The following is a 16,732-nucleotide window of genomic DNA, read 5'->3' as shown; positions in this document are numbered from 1 at the left end:
GCCGACCGCCGACCGCCGACCGCCGACCGCCGACCGCCGACCGCCGACCGCCGACCGCCGACCGCCGACCGCCGACCGCCGACCGCCGACCGCCGCGCGCCGCGCGACGCGCGGCTCAGGCGGGCCGGTCATGGGCGACAGCCTGGGCGGTCAACCCTTCGGCCAGCAGCGCCAGCACGACCAGTTCTCGCTGGGTCAGCTTGAAGCGGCCGGGATCACAACGTTGATCGGGTCCGGGGAGCGCGTGCTGGGGAGCGCAAGGGCAGGGCCAGTTGCCGGGTGATACCGATCGCCTCGCGTCCGGCGGCGGAGGCCTCGCCGGTTGGGCGGAACCACCCGACCCGGCAAGCTCAGCCGGCGCGGAGCATGCGGCGCGGTATCGAGGGAGCCACCCGCATCAGGAGCGGCAACAGCCGGGCCTTGCCGACATAGATCTCCGAGCGGTTCCCGGCGAGACCGTTGACGATCGCCTCCGCGGCACGCTCGGGGCTGATCTTCCCGCTGCCGCGTCCCCGCGTCATGTCGGTGTCGACGAGGGGCAGCACGACTTCGACGGCCTGGATCCGGGCGCCGGAGTCCTGCAGCTGGTACCGCAGCGCCCGCGTGTACGTGGAGAGGGCCGATTTGGTGGCGCAGTACACCGGAGCGGTCCGCTTGGGCGCCAGCGCGAGGCCGGAACCGATGTTGACCACCGCGGCGTGACCGGAGGCCCGCAGCGCGGGCAGCGCCCGCAAGGTGAGCAGCACCGGAGCGGTGAGGTTGGTCTCGATCTCGTCGGACACCGACCGAAGGACCGCGGGTGTGGCACCGGCGAGGTGATCGGTCTCGATCTGCACGGCCGCGTTGTTGACCAGGAGGTCGAGCCCTCCCCATTCCTTCTCGACCACGGTCAGCAGGTGGGATCGGTCGTCCGGTTCGGTGATGTCGCAGGGCACCGTGAGCACGTCCGCGCTGAGGGCGTGCCGGGCGCGGGCCAGCCGGTGCGGGTCGCGGCCGCACAGCGCGACCCGCTTACAGCCGCGTCGCAGCAGTTCGGCGGCGAGGGCGAGTCCCACGCCGGTGCTGCCGCCCGTGATGAGGGCGCGGTCATAGGGAAGGCTCATGATCGGTCTCCGTAGGGGTGATGACGGTCCGGTAGCGGCCCGGGCTGGCGCCGGTTCGCCGGGCGAACTCGCGGGCGAAGTGGGGGCCGTCGGCGTACCCGGCCAGGAATCCGACGGTTGACAACGGCACGTCGGCGTTTCCGAGCAGCATCGACGCGCGGATGACGCGGGCGGCGGCGACCACTGAGGAGAACGAGCTCCCTTCCTCGTGGAGGCGCCGTTGCAGCGTACGGGCGGACATGCCGCCGGCCGTCGCGAGCTCGCCGACCGTCCACCGCCTGGTCGTGTCGGCGAGGACCCGGCGCAGCGCGGCGCCCGTGACCGGTCCCCGCCCGGCTTCGGGTGGGGGCGCCGGATGCGGCGGTTCCCCGGGCGGATGGGCGGTTCCCGGAATCCAGGCCAGGCGGAACCGGTCGACCGGCCCCGGCGGCACGTGGCCGGTGATGAGGTGACCGTGGTCGAGCAGCGCTGTCCCGTCGGCCAGGCTCAGCCGGACGTTCACGCACCCTTGGGCCGAGAGCAGGCCCGCCAGCACCCCCGCCACGAGCAGGCTCTCATGCCGTACGGGCGGTGAACCGGCCGGCGCCGAGTGCCGCACGCGGACACCGTGGGAGCTCTCGGAGGTGATGATCGTCCGGTGCCGTGAGTGCACGTAGCGCTCAAGCCGTCCCCACCTGGCCAGGCACTCGACGGGAGTGGGCGCGGAGGTCAGCGCGTGCCCCAGGGGATCGAACGGGCCGCCGGCCACAGCCTGCCCCGCGAGGATCAACGCGCTCTCGCCGTAGGCGGCGGCGACGGCGGCGAGCAGCCGCCGCTTGGCGCTCAACGTCACGCGCGGCCCCTCGCACCTCGCCCCGTCCGACACCGGGAGGCCACGACGGCGCAGGGACGCAGTGACCAGTGCCACCATCGCCGCCGAGGAGTATCCCTCGTCCATCCCGACCACCTCCGCGCCGAGCGTAAGGTCCCGCGCGGGACGATGTCGTGAATGATCGCGCCATTCCGCCGAGCAGGGGCCACGTGACGTCGCTCTAGACTCGTGCGCCCTCGCGGGAACGCCGCAGGAGCGAGTACGCGCAGGCCAGTCCGAGCACCGATTCCACCACCGCGGCGAGCACCAGCCCGCCGGCCGGTACGCCGTCGAGCGCGATGCCGAGAAGGCGGGACAGCGCGTAGGCGAGGTACCCCGTGGCGCCGACGGCAGCGGCGGCGACCGCGAACCGGGTGGAGAACGCGCCGACCATGATGAACACCCCGGCTGTGAGCAGGACGCCGCCCGCCGCGCGCGTCTCGCTCAACAGGCCGGCGTCGGCGACGACCATGATGCCGTTGGCCTGGTGGAAGGCCACGGGCGCGAACAGGTTGGCCGCGCCGATGACGATGAGCACCAGACCGGCCACGAAGAGAAGGACGGAGTGCGGGTCCACGCGCCTGCTCATCGCTGCCACACGCCCGACGCGGCGGCGGACCGGCAGAAGCCGGCGAAGTCGCGTGGCTCGCGGCCGAGCGCGTCCTGCACGCCGCGTCCCAGCGTGGCGTTGCGTCCGTCGAACAACTCCTCGCACAGGGCGGTGAAGAGGTCGGCGTACTCTGGCCCCGTCTCTTCGGCCAGCGCGGCGCGGAACTCGCCGGCCGCGACGGCGGTGTAGCCGACCGGATGGCCCGCCGCGGCGGAGATCTCCGCCGCGGCGTCGGCGAAGGTCAGCAGCCGCGGCCCGGTGAGCTCGTAGAGCCGGCCGGAGTGCCCGTCGTCGGTGAGGGCGGCGACCGCCACGTCGGCGATGTCCTCCACGTCGACGAAGGGTTCGGCCACCTGGCCGGCGGGCAGGGTGATCATGCCGCGCCGTACCTGCTCCAGCAGGTCGCCTTCGCTGAAGTTCTGGGCGAACCAGCTGGCCCTGATGAGGGTGTGGCTCAGCCCGGAGCCCTGGACGATCTTCTCGCAGCGCTGTGCGTGGTGCTCGCCACGGCCGGACAGCAGCACCAGGTGTTCGAGACCGGCCTCGATCGCGTACGAGACGAGCTCCTCGATCGCGGCGGGTGCGCTCGGTACGGCGAGGTCGGGAGCGTAGGCGATGTAGGCGGAGCCCGCGCCGTGGAGCACTGCGGGCCAGCTCGACGGCTGTTCCCACGAGAACGGCGGGTCGGTGCGCCGCCCGGCCGGACGGACCCGGTGGCCGCCGCCGGTGAGCCGGCTGACGATGCGCCGGCCGGTCTTGCCGGTCGAACCGATGACGAGGATGGGACGTGATGACATGGTTCCTGCGCTCCTTGGGGCTGGTGACAGACCGAGTCTCGGCCACATCGTCCTGGACGGGCAATCACAAGAAGTCCGTGATTCTTAGCCGTTCATCCAGACTGGCGGACGCGAGGGACATGCGGCAGAGTGGCGGGCGTGCACGATCGCGTCCGTACTCCTCCCGCTGCCGGTGACCTCCTCGGCGAGGCGCTGCACCTGCTGCGCCTGACCGGCACGCTCTACTGCCGGGCCGAGCTGACCGCGCCCTGGGGCATAGCCGTGCCACCGCTGCCGGAGCTGATGGCGCTGGTGGTGGTCACCGCCGGGCACTGCTGGCTGGACGTCGACGCCGACATCGACGGCGCCGGCCCCCGCCTCCTGCAGCCGGGCAGCCTCACCCTGCTCCCTCACGGCGTCGCGCACCGGTTCCGCAGCGACCCCGAGGCCACCACCGACGATCTCTTCGACATCCCGGTCGAGCAGATCAGCGAGCGGTACGAGATCCTGCGCCACGGCGGCGGCGGTGAGCGCACCCACGTCACCTACGGTGTGGTCCGCTTCGACCATGCCGCGGGGAGCAAGCTCGTCGCCCAGCTCCCCCCGATCATCCACCTCGACGGCTGGGACGACGACGATGCCGGCTGGCTGCACAGCATGCTGCGGCTGGTGTCGAGGGAGGCGCAGGCGCTGCGTCCGGGCGGTGAGACCGTTCTCACCCGGCTTGCCGACATCCTGGTCATCCAGGCGATCCGATCCTGGCTCGACGCCGCGCCGGAAGCGCGGCAGGGCTGGCTGGCCGCCCTGCGCGACGAACAGATCGGACGCGCGCTCACCGCGATCCACCGGGCACCCGAGCAGGACTGGAACGTCGCCTCCCTCGCCCGGGAGGCCGGCATGTCGCGGTCGGCGTTCTCGGCGCGCTTCACCGAGCTCGTCGGTGAACCCCCCATGCGATACCTGGCCCAATGGCGGCTGCAGCTGGCCCGCACCCACCTGCGGCGGACGCCGGAACCACTCTCGGCGGTCGCCCATCGTTTCGGGTATCGGTCGGAGACGGCGTTCTGCCGGGCGTTCAAACGTGCCTTCGGCGTGTCACCGGGAAGCGTCCGGTCGCGCGCGGCGACCTCGCCGCTGCCTGGACCGCCCTGATGGATTGAACGGTTCCGGTTCCCCGGCTCGTCTCAGCACCTCGAAGCGTGGAGACCCCGAGGTTGTGCCGGAACTCGGGCCGGCGATACCGGCCTCGATCAGCAGCGCTCGGCAAGCGGGGCGGACAGCTCATAGTCGCCAGGGGACACCCGGAGTTCGGTGCTGTCTGCCGGGATGGGCGTGCTCGGGTGATCGAACGGCCGGTTGCGGTGCCGGAGTGCCGCTTCTGGCGCGCGTATGGGGGTCCTTTGCTGACGTATGACCGCTTCTGACGCGGATGCGTCATCAGGAGGGTAGGGGCCGAAGTGTACGAATCGGCTCGCTGGTAGCGCCGGTGGCGGAGCGAGGGGAACAGGGGCGGGGAAGACGCATGATGACGTCGCTCGCCGAAGGACCTGGTCCCGCACTCCATGAGCTCGTCCGTGACTCGCTGCCCGCAGGCCATGGCAACGGCGACACGCCTTGCGGGGTCCGTTCGGGCGAACATTGAAAGGCAGACATCTGTGCACACCATGACGACCCAGGAGTGGCACGAGTTCGTCACGCGCGGCGCGCGTACCGGGAAATTCGCGACATTGGGAGCCGACGGTGCTCCCCATGTCACGCCCGTCTGGTACGTCTTCGACGGCGAGGACTTCGCCTTCACCACCAACGGTGAAACGGCCAAGGCCCGCCACCTGCGACGTGATCCGCGCGCGGCGCTGTGTGTCGATGACGATGCTCCGCCCTTCGCCTACGTCGAGGCTCGCGGCGAGGTGACTTTGAGCGAGGACCTGGACGAGCTCCTGGATGTCGCCACCCGGGCCGCCGCCCGGTACGTGGGTCCGGACCAGGCGGAGGAGTTCGGCAGGCGCAACGGGGTCCCCGGCGAGGTCGTCGTCCGGCTCCGCCCCACCAAGGTCATCGCCTACGGCGGCATCACCGAGTAGGACCTCGCATCCCGGCGTGGGGACAAGGTCGGCCGGCACCGTGAGGATGACGGGAGCACGTGGACGCGTGGGACGTGATCGTGGTCGGTGTCGGTTCGACGGGCGGCCGGCCCTAGCGTTGCGGGCGCTGCAGCGGCGGCGTGGCAGGCGCGCTGTCGTCGGCGCGGCGCACCTCGTGGGGCAGGCATCGGCCGCGGCGGCGCGGGTGTTCGCTCCCGCCGCCAGCCGCAGCGCCGGGACGGGAGCGAAGGGCGAAGGTGCCACTGCTGTCGGGTCAGCGAGGCGGCACGGTCGAGGAGGGAGAGGATATCGAGGGAGTCTGCGGCCGATGCGCCGGAAGGAGGGGGAGCGCGGGCGATCGGCTGGTCAGCAAGATCGAGAGGAGCGTGATGAGCGAGGCGAACGTGAGGGCGGTGGCCAGCGCTCGCAGCGGGCGGTGCCGATGGTGCTCACCCGAGCGCAGGGGCGGCTGGTGGTGGCGGCTCAGCAGCCAGCACGAGACGCCCAGAAGCAGGATGATCAGGCCCACGGGTGGTACGGCCTTGGTGACGGCGGCGCCCAGGGCCAGCAGGGACACGGTCGTCCTGATCCAGGCCAGATGCGTGCGTTCGGGGGCCAGACCTGGATCTCGGCCGGGGGTGCCGCCAGGGCGCCGGCGAAGCTCGGGGGTCATGAGCCGCGCAGGACGACGAGGGCGGCCATCAGCGCGACCGCTGTGATGATGATGACGAGGATGCGGGGCAGCACGGAACGTGGCAGGCGGTGGCCGTGGCGCATGGCGTGCTGGTTGCGCCGCCACTCGAGATAGGCGCCGCCGGGCAGGAGCGCACCTAACGCGATCAGGGGCACCGCGAGCATGCGCCGCGCGCCGGGCAGGCCGGGAAAAGGAGGTAAGACTTGCACGATCGCCAGTCCCGCGATCAACAGGGCAAGGGCGGTGCGGCTCCAGGCCAGGAACGTGCGTTCGTTGGCGAAGGTGAAGCGGACATCGGGTTCGGCGTCGGTGGGGGTGCCGTTGTGGGCGGGTGCGGGGGCTGAAGCTGTATTCTCCATGTAATCAATAGATAACTGAACGCAGTCATTTGTCCAGGTGCAAGAGGCGTGGCGAGACGGGCAGCAGGGTCCCGGTGCCGGCCGGTCCGGGCTGGAAATGTCGCCCGGCGGGTTCGGTGAGGCGGACGGTAATGGACTGATTTGCGCCAGGTGGGCGCGCGGGGGCGACAAGCATCTGTCTCTGTGGCCACTTGATGCACAAGCATCACGTTCAGCTACTGAGAGTAGTTGCTCATTACTCACAGTAAGGGTTCTGGATGTCCATCTCCTTCGCGCTCCTGCACGGTCTGGCGCCTGCCCCGCGTCATCGCCGGCCATCACCTGTCAAACGCAGAAGACACGCCCGCCGCACGCCCATGGTCCGCAGGAGGCAGTTCGCGTGATCATCGACTTCCCTCTCCTGGCCGGCTCTTTCCTGGTCGCGGTGATCGTCGGTCTCACCGGGATGGGCGGCGGCGCCCTGATGACCCCCATGATGATGCTGTTCTTCAACGTGCCGCCGCTGGCCGCCATCTCCAGTGACCTGGTCGCCTCGGCCGTCATGAAACCCATCGGCGGCTACGTGCACCTGCGTCACGGAACCGTCAACCTGCGCCTGGTCGCCTGGCTCTGCGCCGGATCGGTTCCCGCCGCGTTCTGCGGAGTGTTCCTGGCCCGCGCCTTCGACACCGAGGCCGCTGCCCAGCAGGCCGTGAAGTACGCCCTCGGCGTCGCCCTGCTGCTGGCCGTGGCCGGCCTGGTCGCCAAGGCCTTCCTCGCCGTACGGGAACGGTCCGGAGCCGAAGCCGACATCGCGCAGATCTCCCTGCGCCCGATCCCCACCCTGCTCGTCGGCATGATCGGAGGAGCGACCGTCGGCATCTCCTCGGTCGGCGCCGGCTCCCTGATCATCGTCGCGCTGCTCGCCCTCTATCCCACGCTGAAGGCCAACCAACTCGTCGGCACCGACCTGGTCCAGGCCGTCCCCATGGTCGCCGCCGCCGCCGTCGGCCACCTTCTCTACGGCGACTTCCAGCTCCACCTCACCACCTCTCTCGTCCTCGGCTCCATCCCCGGCGTCTACCTCGGCGCCCGGATCTCCTCCCGCGCCCCCGGCGCCGTCATCCGCGCCATGCTCGCCGTGGTCCTGCTCGCCTCCGCCCTGAAGCTGCTGGAGGTGAGCAACCAGGCCACGGCGTGGATCCTGGGTGGCGCCACAGCGACAGCCACGGCCTGCTGGTACGTCCTGCGCCGCGGCCGCCCAAGACCGGAGGAGCAAGCCACTGCGGCACCCGCCCCGGCCAGCCGGCCGGGCTGAACACCGAGCCGCCCGGCCGCCTCGATGAGCAAGCACTACCTGCCGATGCCGGTGCGCCATGAGCACAGCCACACGCCGCGAGCTGACGTGTGGCTGTACCCGAGCCGCCATCGGCCATCCGGGTGGTCGAGCCTCCACGTGGCGGGGTGCTCGGGACGCCGACGGCCGGGGTTGCGCAGAGGTCATGGATGTCTTCGCCGTCGAGCGGAACGGCCACTTCCCGGATGCGGGCCGGTCATGTCGCGCTCAGGGGGCATCCTGCCGTTCCAGCCACTTCACCATCGCCTGGTTCGTTTCCTCCAGCTTCTCCTGCTGGATCCAGTGACCGCAATCAAGGCTGACCACCTCCACGTCGGGCACGAACTCCGCCAGGTTCTCACCCCGTGGGATCACATCCCTGTCGCCGTAGATCATGAGAGTGGGCTGCCGGATGACCGGGTCCACGTCCGCCAGCAGGTGCCAGTTGCGGTCGAGGTTCCGATACCAGTTGATGCCGCCCGTGAATCCCGATGATTCGAAGGCGGAGACGAGCACGGCCAGTTCGCCGTCGCTCATGATGGGCTCACCGAGGGGTGTTTCCGCCCGGGCGAGATCGATCAGCGCCATGCCCGGCCGAGGCTCCCTTGGGGGCACGTTCTTCCGATACAGGTTGCGGAGGAACCGGAAGGTGTTCTCGTCGAACACGGCGTCCGCGACACCCGGCCGCCGGTTGAAGTGGACGAAGTAGAAGTCGCCGCCGAACGTGTCCTCCATGGACTCGATCCAGGGTTTCTCTCCGCGCGCCTGGTAGGGCAGGCTCAGGTTGATCACCTTGTTCACCCGGTCGGGGTGCAGCAGCGTCAGTCCCCAGACGACGAACGCACCCCAGTCATGCCCGGCAAAGGCGGCGTCTTCGTATCCATAGTGGTCGAGGAGTGCCACGAGGTCGCCTGACAGGTGTTCGATGTCGTAGTCCGTCACTTCCGCCGGGCGGGACGAGTTGCCGTAACCCCGCTGGTTCGGTGCGATGACGTGGTAGCCGGCCGCGGCGAGGGCGGGCATCTGGTGGCGCCAGGCGAAGGCGTGCTCCGGCCAGCCGTGGCAGAGCACGATGGGTTTTCCCGCATTTTCTCGGCCCGCTTCGAAGACTTCGAGTTCCACGCCGTTGACCGGTATAAGCGTGGGCTCGGGAAAATCGGTTGGATTGAACATCGCGTTTCCTGTCTGTCTTTTCGGGGTGATCGTGCGGTGGAGATGCGGCCATCTTGGCAGCCGAAACCGGTCACCTCATGACCGGTTTTTTGTGCAAGTGTTGTCGGCGTGCGAACCGACCGGCTGGTGGCCGTCCTTCTCTTGCTGCAACGGCGCGAGCGGGTGACGGCAGCGGAGGTGGCCCGGGAGCTGGAGGTTTCCGAGCGGACCGCCCGCCGTGACCTCGACGCTCTGGCCATGGCAGGGGTCCCCGTGTACTCCGCGCGGGGCCGGGGAGGTGGCTGGCGGCTCGTGGGCGGTGCCCGTACCGACCTGACCGGGCTGACCGCTCGGGAGGCCAGGGCTCTGTTCCTGGTGGCCGGCCCGGCCGCGGCGGCGGACCCGGCCGCAAAGGCCGCTCTGCGCAAGCTCGTCCAAGCCTTGCCGGAGCCTTTCCGCGTACCAGCGGAGGCGGCGGCGTCGTCGAGGCTGGTGGATCCGCATCGATGGGGTGTGAGCCGGGTCGAATACCCAACCCCGCTGTTCCTCGACGACGTCCAGGACGCGGTGATCCGTGGCGTCCAGACTCGGCTCGGCTACGTCGGCGGCGACGGCTCCGGAACCGAGCGGATCGTCCACCCGCTCGGCGTCGTCGCCAAAGGACCGACGTGGTATCTCGTCACGCACACCGACGCCGGTCGACGGACGTTCCGGATCGACCGCGTGTCATCCGTCGAGCCGACCGGCGATCCCGTGCACCGACCCGAGGGGTTCGATCTCGCTGAGAGCTGGAGGGAGATCGCCGACGAGGTCGACCGAAGGCGAACACCTCTCGAAGTTCAGGCGGTGTGCGCTCCCGAGGGGATCGGCAAGCTCCGGATGCCGCTTGGGGACCGGCTCGAGGTCGGAGGTCCCACGATCGACGGTCGCATCGAGGTCGTGATCCGCGGCTACAACGAGTACGCGCTCGCGGGCGAGCTGGCGGGACTGGTCGAATGGCTCGAAGTGACCGGCCCGCCTGGTGTGCGGGACCACCTGACCTTGATCGGCAACGCGCTCGTCGAGCGATACGGCTGAGACACCCCCAACGGTCGCGGCCTGAACCCGTCCGTGGAGGCAGGGCAGTCAGGCAGCAGTTCGCCGAGCAACTGCTCCACGCGCGAACGGATGTCGTCCCGGATCAGGCGGACGGCTTCGATGTCCTGCCCGGCGGGGTCGTCGAGTTTCCAGTCCTCGTAGCGTTTGCCGGGGAAGATCGGGCAGGCGTCGCCGCAGCCCATAGTGATCACCACGTCGCTGGCCTCGACCGCGTCGACGGTGAGGACCTTCGGCCGGGCCGCGGCGACGTCGATGCCGATCTCGTGCATCGCCTCGATGGCGACGGGGTTGACCTGATCGGCCGGGGCCGATCCGGCGGAGCGGACCTCTGGACGCAGACGAACAGGACCGACGGCTTGCCGGTGGTGGTCTCGGGGGCGTTCTCAGGCACGGGTGGGCTCCTCGGCGGTGAACAGGCGGCGGTCGGCCAGGCTGACGTAGACCAGGGCGATCAGGACGGGGACTTCGATGAGCGGGCCGACCACGCCGGCCAGGGCTTGGCCGGAGGTGACGCCGAAGACGCCGACCGCGACCGCGATGGCCAGTTCGAAGTTGTTGCCGGCGGCGGTGAAGGCGAGCGTGGTCGTCTTGTCGTAGGGCAGGCCGATCGCCCGGCCTGTGAGGAAGCCGCCGCCCCACATGAGGGCGAAGTAGGCCAGCAGTGGCAGGGCGATGCGGGCCACGTCCGCGGGCTGGGAGGTGATGGTGTGGCCTTGCAGGGCGAACAGGATGACGATGGTGAACAGCAGTCCGTACAGGGTGATCGGGCTGATGCGCGGCAGGAAGCGCTGCTCGTACCAGGCTCTGCCCTTGGCGCGTTCGCCGAGCTTGCGTGAGGCGTAGCCCGCGAGCAGCGGGATGCCGAGGAAGACGAGCACGTAGAAGGCGATGTCGAAGGCGGAGACGTCGAGCGCGGCCTGCGGCAGGCCGAGCCAGCCGGGCAGCACCTGCAGGTAGAACCAGCCCAGCGCGCCGAAGGCGATCACCTGGAAGATGGAGTTGAGCGCGACTCGCTCGGCCGGTGCCGTGGGTCTGGCAGCCTGGGTGGACGTAGATGCTGTGTTCGACCACGCCCACATTCACCGGACGGGACGACACCGCAGAAGCCGCCACCCAGCCGAGCACCTCGCCGCAGTCGCCATCGGTCGCCACGTACCGCAGATGCGGCAACCGGCTCGCGGTGAAGCCCTCCCAGGGCGCGGTGGTCTCGAAGCTGGCATGGCCGGTGTCCAGCCCGGCCTGATAGATCGCCAGCACCTGCTCGGCGTCGCTGTCGCGCATCGGCCGGATCTCCAGGCCGGGCCCGATGGCGGGCTTGACGGCCTGGACGATGGCCGAGTGCACCCCGTCGCCGTGATCGGCGGTCAACGTGATGTCGACCTGGACGAAGCCTGCCACGGCCAGCAGGCCCCGGTACTCCTGCACGGTGAGCGATCCGGCCGCGCAGCCGATACGCCGCAGGCTGGGCTTCTTCCTCGTACGACGCCGCCGGGCCGTACTGGGGCTGGCCCTGGCGCTGTTCGTGCTGGCCGGAGCCCTGGTGGCGGAGGCGGTGCCGCGGCTGTCGCTGGCCAGGTTCGAGGCGCCCGGGTCGGGGTTCGACCGGGCGGCGGCCCAGCCGGCCGCGCGGTTCGGCGCCGACAGCCCCGCCCTGATCTTCCTGGTGACGGCCCGCAGCGGCACCGTGGACGACCAGGTCGTCGCAGCCGAGGGCCACGGTGCTGCCCGCGCTGGTGCCCGGGAGCACCGCCGGGACCGAGCTGCTCGAGGTGCGCTCCGGCGGCGAGGAGGTGTTCCGGGCCACGGTGCCGCTGGCCAGGGGTCGCCACGATCACGCGTGCCCGGCGGGCTCTCCCCGCCGGGCTCACCATTGACCCGCATTGACACGTCGCGCTCCGAGCCCGGCTGCCGAGGAGGCGGCTTCGATCCGGCTCCACAACAGGCTCACGATCAACGCCTCTTGGACCGATTGATCGACGCTACGCAATTCCCCGGAAACCATCACTGAACGGCGTGAAGTCAGGAGTTCAACGACGGGCGACCAAGAGCGCCGTCCGTCTCCGCTGTCTCTGGTAGCACTCCCAGGAGTCGTTCCCGTCCCGGCAGGTCGCCGGGACGCGCCGGTTCGCGGTGGCCCGGCCAGCCGGAGAACGCGGGCTGGCCGCACTGACCTGCGACTTCGTCCCGCTGATCAGCGGGAGCCGGTGGCGGTGATCGGCGGCAGGCACAACGTCACCGCCCCCGGCGAGCCCTCACGCTCACGCCGGCCGCGCGCCCGCGCCCTGCTCTGGGGCGACCTCTACCCGGCCGTCGTCGCCTCCTTGCCGCCGGCCGCCGAGGTGCCCCTAGCGAAGCCGGCCTGACAGCCGATCAAGCGGTTGAAAGGTCTGCGGATCAAGGACAGCGCCCTGAAGGACGCGTTCCGAGATGGAGCCTCCTGCACCAAGAACGACAACCATTGTCATTGTGCCATGATCGCCGCAAACCGTCCATCGCTATAGAAATGATTATCGTTTGCATCTATTCTGGCGGGGCACCGATGGACGGACGGCGGGCCTGCCCGCGCGTCGTCCTTCCATGAAGACCCGGTTGATCGGAGATCGCATGTCCTTGTCCCACGCCCCGCATGACGACCTCGAAGCCGAGCTGAGCCGGATCTGGGGAGAGTTGCTCGACGTGGACCCCGAGGAGATTCCTGCCGACGCCGCATTCCTGCGGCTGGGCGGCGACTCGGTCCTGGCCGTACGCATGTCGGCCATGGTCCGCAGGCGGATGGCGGTGGAGCTGGCGCTGTCCGACGTGACGGTGGAGATCACCTTGGCCCGGCTCGCGGAAGCGATTCGCCGGCGCAGGGCCGGCGGGAACGGAGCACAACGCGCCCTGCCGGTGGAGATCGAGCGTCGTGCGGACCCGTCGGCGCCGTTCCCGCTGATGCCGCTCCAGCAGGGATACTTCGTCGGGCAGCACGACGGCTGGGAGCTGTCGTACGAGTCGGCGCACTTCTACGCCGACTTCGGGCTCGCCGGCCTGGACGGCGACGAGGCCCCGGAGGCGCTGGAGGACGCGCTGGCGCGGCTCGCCCTGCACCAGCCGATGCTGCGGGCACGGATCACCCCGCAGGGAGAGCAGTACGTCCTCGCGCCCGACGCGCCCGGCGGGATCCCGCGGCCCCGCGTGTACGACCTGCGCGCGGCCGGCCCGCAGGAGGTGCAGGCGCACCTGCTGGCCGTCCGGCACGAGATGCGCACCACCGGGCCGAACCCGCTGCACGGACCGGGCCTGGACATCCGGCTCAGCCTCCTGCCCGGCGATCGAGGGCGGCTGCACACCGGCGAGAGCCTGCTCATCATGGACGGCTGGTCGGCGACCCTCCTCAACCGCGAACTGCTCACCCTGGCCGCCGATTGGAACGCCGTCCTCGCCCCACTGGACGTCGACTTCGGCGACTACGTGACCTCGCTCGGCCGGCTGCGTGACAGCGAGCCGTACGCCGCGGACCGCGACTGGTGGCACGCACGACTCGGAGACGTGCCGCGCCCGCCCGCCCTGCCGCTGCGCGCCGACCCCCTGGACGTGCGGGCCAGCACCATGGAGACCCTGGAGAACCACGTGGCGGCGGACCGCTGGGCGGCGCTGCGCGACCAGTGCGCCCGCCGGGAGGTCACGCCGTCCGCCGCGATGCTGACCGCCTTCTCCGTGGTGCTCGCCCGCTGGGCCGGTCACCGGCGGATGCTGCTCAACTCCCTGCAGCTCAACAGGCTGCCGTTGCATCCCGACATCCATCGCGTCATTGGCGCGTTCGCCACCACGATGCTGATCCCGCTGGAGCCGGCGCGGGGCCGTACGTTCGCCGAACTGGCGGCGGAGACGCAGCGGACCTTCACCGAGCACGCGGCGCACAACCTGGTCTCCGGCGTGGAGGTGTCACGGGAGCTGGCCCGGCGGCGTGCCACCACCCGCCCGGTCGCACCCGTGGTCTTCCAGAGCACCCTCGGCATGGACGCGGCGATAGGCGCGCAGGCGGAGTCCGCGGGACCGCTGGGCGATCTGAACTTCGACGACTTCCACCAGCAGCTGCGCACCCCGCAGGTGGCGCTGGAGGCCCGCTTCTACGAGCTGCGCGACGAGCTGGTCCTCGTCTTCTCGCTGGTGAAGGAGCTGTTCGACACCGAGCAGGTGGACGCCGCCTTCGCCGACCTGCTGGCGCTGGTCGAGACGCTGGCCGACGAGGCGGGCTGGGACCAGGTCGTCGACCTGCCCGCCGCGGCGGCTGCCGAGCCCGCGCCCCGCCTGACGCTGGACCGGCTGCCGGAACCCGATACCGACCATGGTGACGGTCCGCCGGTCGACGAGCTCGAACAGCGGATCTGCACGGTCTGGGAGGAGGTTCTCGGCGTCCCCGTGCTCGACCGGGGCGCCGGCTTCTTCTCTCTCGGCGGCGACTCGCTGCTGGTGGTCCGCACCTTGGCCCGGATCGCCAAGGAAACGGGCGGCGCGCCAAGCGTGCGCGAGTTCCTCAGCGCCCCCACGGTGGCGGGCGTGGCGGCGGCGGTCCGGGCACGCCTGGCGGACGCGCGGCCATGACGGTGATCGGCGTCCTCGGCGGCGCGGGAACGGTGGGCCGGGTGGCCGTGGACCGGCTGGCCGGCGAGAACCTTGGTGAGCTGCGCATCGGCGGGCGGGACATCGACCGGGTGCGCGCCGTCTGCCGTGCGACGCCGGGTGCGGCCGTTCCCCGGCGGGTGGACCTGCGCGACCCCGATGAACTGCGCGCCTTCTGCGCGGGCTGCCGGGTCGTGGTCAACTGCGCCGGGCCGTCCTACCAGGTGCTCGACACCGTGGCAGGGGCCGCGCTGGCGGCAGGAGCGGACTACGTCGACGCCGGCGGGGACGTGACGGCCATCGGCGCCTTGAAGTCCGCTGCCCCGCCGGAACTCGCCGAGCGGGCGGCGGTGTTCTCGGCCGGGGTGATGCCGGGGCTGTCCGGGCTGCTGCCGCGCCTGCTGGCGACCGGACCCCTGGCCCGGCTGGACGGCTACGTCGGAGGCGCCGCCCGCATCAGCGCCTTGTCGGCGGTGGACGTGCTGCTGACCCGTGGCCCGCGCTTCGGCACCGCCCTCGCGGCCTGGCGGGACGGACGGATCGCGCCCGGTGCCCTGGCCCCCCTGCATGAGGTGACGTTGCCCGGCTTCGCCGGGCGGGTGCACGCCTGGCCGTTCCTGTCGGCCGAGGTCGCCGGACTCGCCACTGAGCTGGACGTCGCCGAGGTGCGCAACTACACCGTGTACGTCACCGACGCCATCCCCCGGGCACTGGCGGCGGCGTGGGCGGACGACGCGCCCATCGAGGAGCACGTCCCCTCGGTCGTGGCGGCGGCCGAGGCCGACCTCGCCGCCACCGGCCCGTACTACACGCTGCTCTTCCAGGCCGTGCCCGCTCCAGGGCCCGCTCCAGGGCCCGCTCCAGGGCCCGCTCCAGGGCCCGCTCCAGGGCCCGGACTTATGGCCCCGCGCCGCCTGATCCTGCGGACGCCGGACTCGTACGCGCTCAGTGGCGTCGTCGCGGCCATCGCCACCGGCGAGGTGCTGGGCGGCCGGGTCAAGCCGGGCGCCTGGTCCGCCGCCGAATGCCTGGACGCGGCCGCCGTCTTCGCCCGGCTGGCCGGAGACCCGCTCGTGACGCAGGCCGAGATCCGCTAGCGCCCCTCCGTTTCCGAGCATGAAGGATGAAAATGATCAACGGTAAGAGCCAGACGAGATACGACGTAATCGTGGTCGGCGGCGGCCCCGCGGGGCTGAGCGCCGCCCTGGTCTTCGGACGGCAGCGACGGCGGGTCCTGGTGATCGACGGGGGCAACGTGCGCAACGCGCCGGCCTCCGAGATGCACATGTATCTGAGCCGTGACGGGTTCCCGCCCGCGCGGCTGCTGGAGCTCGGCAGAGCGGAGCTGGCGGCCTATCCGTCCGTGGAGCTCCGGCGGGGCGCCGTGCGGTCGGCCCGCGGCAAGAAGGACGACTTCGAGGTCGAGCTCGACGATGGAGCGGTCATGTGGGCGCGGCGGCTCGTCCTGGCCACCGGGCAGGTGGACGAGCCGTACCCCATCGAAGGGCTGAAGGAGCGGTTCGGGCGCGGCGTCTACCACTGCCCGTTCTGCCACGGATGGGAGACGCGCGACCGGTCCCTGGCCGTGATCACGCGCGTCCCCGCGGAGAGCTCGCTCGCGCTGTACGTCGCCGACCGGTTCAGCGACGACGTGGTCCTGTGCACGCACGGCCCGCTGGAACTGCCCCCTGTGCTCGCCACCAAGTTCGGCGAGCAGGGCGTCCGGGTGATCGACACCCCGATCGTCCGGGTGACGGGCGAGCCAGGCGCCCTGGAGCTGCACTTCGCCGACGGCAGCACGCTGGCCCGCCAGGACCTCTACCACCGTGCGCCCACCCGGCAGCACTCGGCGCTGGCCGCCGAGCTGGGCTGCGAGCTCAACGCCGACGGGACCGTCCGGGTGAACGAGCTGCAGGAGACCACGGTGCCGGGCGTGGCGGCGGCGGGTGACACCGCCAAACTTCCCGCCGTCCCGGACGCTCCCACGCTGGTCTCGCTGGGCGCCGCGGACGGGGTGCGCGCGGCGGTGTGGATGGACGGCGACCTGTTCCGTTCCGACCTCGGCCTGACCCCGTCCTGACCCGTCCTGACC

At 71.0% G+C, this 16,732-nt stretch carries 18 protein-coding genes and 2 pseudogenes; 11 read left to right on the top strand and 9 right to left on the bottom strand.

Features of this window, described 5'->3' with window-relative positions:
* A partial coding sequence (locus AB0K28_RS48350) for a hypothetical protein (RefSeq protein ID WP_364384507.1) occupies positions 1-283 on the top strand: 283 nt, incomplete at its 5' end.
* A gap of 67 nt (positions 284-350) precedes the next feature.
* Here the strand turns inward: AB0K28_RS48350 and AB0K28_RS48345 are convergent.
* The 4 genes from AB0K28_RS48345 to AB0K28_RS48330 form a co-directional block, all read right to left on the bottom strand.
* The gene (locus AB0K28_RS48345; protein ID WP_364384504.1) at positions 351-1,103 is read right to left on the bottom strand and encodes an SDR family NAD(P)-dependent oxidoreductase; all 753 of its coding nucleotides are present in this window, start codon (positions 1,101-1,103) and stop codon (positions 351-353) included.
* Positions 1,087-2,040, bottom strand: a complete 954-nt coding sequence (locus AB0K28_RS48340; RefSeq protein WP_364384501.1) for an AraC family transcriptional regulator — start codon at positions 2,038-2,040, stop codon at positions 1,087-1,089. Before AB0K28_RS48340 ends, AB0K28_RS48345 begins: the two co-directional genes overlap by 17 nt.
* A gap of 94 nt (positions 2,041-2,134) precedes the next feature.
* Positions 2,135-2,542: a DUF4345 domain-containing protein gene (locus AB0K28_RS48335; RefSeq protein WP_345408214.1), complete on the bottom strand. Its 408-nt coding sequence runs from the start codon at positions 2,540-2,542 to the stop codon at positions 2,135-2,137.
* Positions 2,539-3,360, bottom strand: a complete 822-nt coding sequence (locus AB0K28_RS48330; RefSeq protein ID WP_364384498.1) for an NmrA family transcriptional regulator — start codon at positions 3,358-3,360, stop codon at positions 2,539-2,541. Before AB0K28_RS48330 ends, AB0K28_RS48335 begins: the two co-directional genes overlap by 4 nt.
* Before the next feature lie 138 nt (positions 3,361-3,498).
* Between AB0K28_RS48330 and AB0K28_RS48325 the strand changes: the two genes are divergently transcribed.
* A complete protein-coding gene (locus AB0K28_RS48325) occupies positions 3,499-4,491 on the top strand; it encodes an AraC family transcriptional regulator (RefSeq protein WP_364384495.1) in 993 nt (330 codons plus the stop codon).
* A gap of 503 nt (positions 4,492-4,994) precedes the next feature.
* Positions 4,995-5,420, top strand: a complete 426-nt coding sequence (locus tag AB0K28_RS48320; protein ID WP_364384492.1) for a PPOX class F420-dependent oxidoreductase — start codon at positions 4,995-4,997, stop codon at positions 5,418-5,420.
* Between the two features lie 274 nt (positions 5,421-5,694).
* On the opposite strand, the gene AB0K28_RS48315 is transcribed toward AB0K28_RS48320, so the two are convergent.
* Both AB0K28_RS48315 and AB0K28_RS48310 read right to left on the bottom strand, forming a co-directional pair.
* Positions 5,695-6,093: a DUF202 domain-containing protein gene (locus AB0K28_RS48315; RefSeq protein ID WP_364384489.1), complete on the bottom strand. Its 399-nt coding sequence runs from the start codon at positions 6,091-6,093 to the stop codon at positions 5,695-5,697.
* Positions 6,090-6,473 carry a DUF202 domain-containing protein gene (locus AB0K28_RS48310; RefSeq protein ID WP_364384486.1) on the bottom strand — a complete coding sequence of 128 codons (384 nt, stop codon included), beginning with the start codon at positions 6,471-6,473 and terminating at the stop codon, positions 6,090-6,092. The genes AB0K28_RS48315 and AB0K28_RS48310 overlap by 4 nt, the downstream gene beginning before the upstream one ends.
* A 379-nt stretch (positions 6,474-6,852) precedes the next feature.
* Between AB0K28_RS48310 and AB0K28_RS48305 the strand changes: the two genes are divergently transcribed.
* The gene (locus AB0K28_RS48305; protein WP_364384483.1) at positions 6,853-7,770 is read left to right on the top strand and encodes a sulfite exporter TauE/SafE family protein; all 918 of its coding nucleotides are present in this window, start codon (positions 6,853-6,855) and stop codon (positions 7,768-7,770) included.
* Positions 7,771-8,016: 246 nt separating this feature from the next.
* On the opposite strand, the gene AB0K28_RS48300 is transcribed toward AB0K28_RS48305, so the two are convergent.
* A complete protein-coding gene (locus AB0K28_RS48300) occupies positions 8,017-8,961 on the bottom strand; it encodes an alpha/beta hydrolase (RefSeq protein ID WP_364384480.1) in 945 nt (314 codons plus the stop codon).
* Between the two features lie 108 nt (positions 8,962-9,069).
* On the opposite strand from AB0K28_RS48300, the gene AB0K28_RS48295 reads away from it, so the two are divergent.
* Entirely contained in the window at positions 9,070-10,017 is a 948-nt protein-coding gene (locus AB0K28_RS48295) for a WYL domain-containing protein (protein ID WP_364384477.1), read from the top strand.
* A gap of 53 nt (positions 10,018-10,070) precedes the next feature.
* Here the strand turns inward: AB0K28_RS48295 and AB0K28_RS48290 are convergent.
* Positions 10,071-10,376: pseudogene (locus AB0K28_RS48290) on the bottom strand (heat-shock protein HtpX); the annotation flags it as partial.
* A gap of 45 nt (positions 10,377-10,421) precedes the next feature.
* A pseudogene (locus AB0K28_RS48285) lies at positions 10,422-11,048 on the bottom strand (arsenical-resistance protein); the annotation flags it as partial.
* A 44-nt stretch (positions 11,049-11,092) separates the two neighbouring features.
* Here AB0K28_RS48285 and AB0K28_RS48280 point away from each other — a divergent pair.
* The 6 genes from AB0K28_RS48280 to AB0K28_RS48255 all read left to right on the top strand — a co-directional run bounded on the left by AB0K28_RS48280 (position 11,093) and on the right by AB0K28_RS48255 (position 16,720).
* Positions 11,093-11,281 carry a hypothetical protein gene (locus AB0K28_RS48280; protein ID WP_364384513.1) on the top strand — a complete coding sequence of 63 codons (189 nt, stop codon included), beginning with the start codon at positions 11,093-11,095 and terminating at the stop codon, positions 11,279-11,281.
* A 183-nt stretch (positions 11,282-11,464) separates the two neighbouring features.
* The gene (locus AB0K28_RS48275; RefSeq protein ID WP_364384474.1) at positions 11,465-12,046 is read left to right on the top strand and encodes a hypothetical protein; all 582 of its coding nucleotides are present in this window, start codon (positions 11,465-11,467) and stop codon (positions 12,044-12,046) included.
* Positions 12,047-12,242: 196 nt separating this feature from the next.
* On the top strand, positions 12,243-12,401 hold the full coding sequence (locus AB0K28_RS48270) for a hypothetical protein (protein ID WP_364384471.1): 159 nt from the start codon (positions 12,243-12,245) through the stop codon (positions 12,399-12,401).
* Positions 12,402-12,642: 241 nt separating this feature from the next.
* On the top strand, positions 12,643-14,622 hold the full coding sequence (locus AB0K28_RS48265; protein WP_364384468.1) for a phosphopantetheine-binding protein: 1,980 nt from the start codon (positions 12,643-12,645) through the stop codon (positions 14,620-14,622).
* Positions 14,619-15,737, top strand: coding sequence for a saccharopine dehydrogenase NADP-binding domain-containing protein (locus AB0K28_RS48260; protein ID WP_364384465.1), 1,119 nt, complete (start codon positions 14,619-14,621; stop codon positions 15,735-15,737). Before AB0K28_RS48265 ends, AB0K28_RS48260 begins: the two co-directional genes overlap by 4 nt.
* Positions 15,738-15,769: 32 nt before the next feature.
* Positions 15,770-16,720, top strand: coding sequence for an NAD(P)/FAD-dependent oxidoreductase (locus tag AB0K28_RS48255; protein WP_364384462.1), 951 nt, complete (start codon positions 15,770-15,772; stop codon positions 16,718-16,720).
* The last annotated feature ends 12 nt before the right edge of the window (positions 16,721-16,732 follow it).

It is taken from the genome of Nonomuraea sp. NPDC049504, assembly GCF_040676845.1.
GTDB lineage: Bacteria > Actinomycetota > Actinomycetes > Streptosporangiales > Streptosporangiaceae > Nonomuraea > Nonomuraea salmonea.
Note: the sequence above shows the minus strand (reverse complement) of the source record. Positions and strands in the feature narration are given on the sequence as shown.

What these genes read in the sequence shown, in the direction of transcription:
- AB0K28_RS48345 (WP_364384504.1), bottom strand. Translation starts at nt 1,103, where the DNA reads ATGAGCCTTCCCTATGACCGCGCCCTCATCACGGGCGGCAGCACCGGC.
- AB0K28_RS48340 (WP_364384501.1), bottom strand. Translation starts at nt 2,040, where the DNA reads ATGGACGAGGGATACTCCTCGGCGGCGATGGTGGCACTGGTCACTGCG.
- AB0K28_RS48335 (WP_345408214.1), bottom strand. Translation starts at nt 2,542, where the DNA reads ATGAGCAGGCGCGTGGACCCGCACTCCGTCCTTCTCTTCGTGGCCGGT.
- AB0K28_RS48330 (WP_364384498.1), bottom strand. Translation starts at nt 3,360, where the DNA reads ATGTCATCACGTCCCATCCTCGTCATCGGTTCGACCGGCAAGACCGGC.
- AB0K28_RS48315 (WP_364384489.1), bottom strand. Translation starts at nt 6,093, where the DNA reads ATGACCCCCGAGCTTCGCCGGCGCCCTGGCGGCACCCCCGGCCGAGAT.
- AB0K28_RS48310 (WP_364384486.1), bottom strand. Translation starts at nt 6,473, where the DNA reads ATGGAGAATACAGCTTCAGCCCCCGCACCCGCCCACAACGGCACCCCC.
- AB0K28_RS48300 (WP_364384480.1), bottom strand. Translation starts at nt 8,961, where the DNA reads ATGTTCAATCCAACCGATTTTCCCGAGCCCACGCTTATACCGGTCAAC.
- AB0K28_RS48280 (WP_364384513.1), top strand. Translation starts at nt 11,093, where the DNA reads ATGCTGTGTTCGACCACGCCCACATTCACCGGACGGGACGACACCGCA.
- AB0K28_RS48265 (WP_364384468.1), top strand. Translation starts at nt 12,643, where the DNA reads ATGTCCTTGTCCCACGCCCCGCATGACGACCTCGAAGCCGAGCTGAGC.
- AB0K28_RS48260 (WP_364384465.1), top strand. Translation starts at nt 14,619, where the DNA reads ATGACGGTGATCGGCGTCCTCGGCGGCGCGGGAACGGTGGGCCGGGTG.
- AB0K28_RS48255 (WP_364384462.1), top strand. Translation starts at nt 15,770, where the DNA reads ATGATCAACGGTAAGAGCCAGACGAGATACGACGTAATCGTGGTCGGC.